Here is a 1,592-nt window from a genome sequence, read left to right on the forward strand (position 1 = left end):
GCCCCGGCGGAATTTACTTCCGCCGGGGAAGAATAAAATTCGGGCCCCATCCGCCGCATGTGCGGATGGGAGAAAGAGCGCGATTAACCAGATTAAGAAAAGTCTGTAGGTGGGAAAGGCGCTCTTTTCCAGCGCCGCAGGTGCGGCGCGCAAGCATTTTGCGAAGCAAAACCTTGCCCCGGCGGAATTTACTTCCGCCGGGGAAGAATCAAATCCGGGCCCCATCCGCCGGATGCGCGGATGGGAGAAAGAGCGTCATTAACCAGATTAAGAAAAATCTGTAGGTGGGAAAGGCGCTCTTTTCCAGCGCCGCCCCGGCGGAAAGGCAGGGAGCAGGGAAAATCTCATAAAAAGAGGCAGCAAACTGCCAACCCCCGTACGGAACTATTTTCCGGGCGGGGGTTGGCAGTTTTGCTCCTTTCATGGTAAAATGGGACAGAAAAATGACGAAAGGGGTTCTTTTTTATGAGCTTTACCCTGCCGCAGTACCATGAGCCCGACTTCCAGGAGACCCGGTTCCAGAGCGCGCCGGAGGCCCGGTTTGAGCCGGCCCCCAAGGATGGGGTGGCTCCGGAGGGCTACCACGCCACCACCATCTATCCGGAGTATTTCAAGGTGGGGGGGCGGTGGCTGCTGGCTGAGGAGAGCCGCATGGACTGCGTGGCCGCCCTGCGGGACGGGAAGATCGCCGCGGTGGAGTTTCGCAACCTGAAGGCCGGCGAGCCGGTGGCGGTGGGCCGCACGGAGGACGCCTCCGAGGGCATCTATGTCTATCCCTTCGGCTTTGCCGAGGAGAAGGGGGAGGCGGAGACCTTTGCATTCCGCCAGGGCCGCTCCCGGGAGACCGCCTATTCCATGGACTACGACTCCATCTATGAGCTGCTCCGCCACGAGAAGGAGCATGGCCGCATCCTGTGGGTGATGGGGCCTGCCTGTGCCTTCGATCACGACGCCCGGGCGGCTTTCGCCGCCCTGGTGCGGGGCGGGTATGTCCACGGCCTGCTGGCGGGCAACGCACTGGCCACCCACGATCTGGAGGCCAGCTACCTCGGCACCGCCCTGGGCCAGGACATCTACACCCAGAAGAGCATGCCAAACGGCCACTATAACCACATCGACACCCTCAATGCCATCCGCCTGTGCGGCTCCACCGCCGCCTTCGTGGAGGCGGGCAAGGCGAAGGACGGCATTATCTACGAGTGCGTGCGCAACCACATTCCCTACGTGCTGGTGGGCTCCGTCCGGGATGACGGCCCTCTGCCCGAGGTCTATGGAAACGTGTATGAAGGGCAGGACGCCATGCGCGCCCTGGTGCGGGAGGCCACCACGGTCATCTGCATGGCCTCCACCCTCCATACCGTAGCCACCGGCAACATGACCCCCTCCTACCGGGTGGTGGACGGGGTGGTGCGCCCGGTGTATTTCTACTCGGTGGACGTGTCTGAGTTTGCGGTGAACAAGCTCCGCGACCGGGGCAGCCTGTCGGTGCGCACCATTGTCACCAACGTGCAGGACTTTGTGGTCAATGTCTGCAAGGGCGTACTGTAACCGAACAAACGGCTTGGGAGCCGGGCATTCAGCCCGGCTCCCAA

General features: G+C 62.2%; 1 protein-coding gene. It reads left to right on the forward strand.

Annotated elements, in window-relative coordinates:
* Window positions 1-465: 465 nt before the first annotated feature.
* Window positions 466-1,548, forward strand: a complete 1,083-nt coding sequence (locus HMPREF0372_RS14765) for a putative NPN-dependent ornithine cyclodeaminase (RefSeq protein WP_007494159.1) — start codon at window positions 466-468, stop codon at window positions 1,546-1,548.
* Window positions 1,549-1,592 lie beyond the last annotated feature (44 nt).

Source organism: Flavonifractor plautii ATCC 29863 (genome assembly GCF_000239295.1).
Lineage (GTDB): Bacteria > Bacillota > Clostridia > Oscillospirales > Oscillospiraceae > Flavonifractor > Flavonifractor plautii.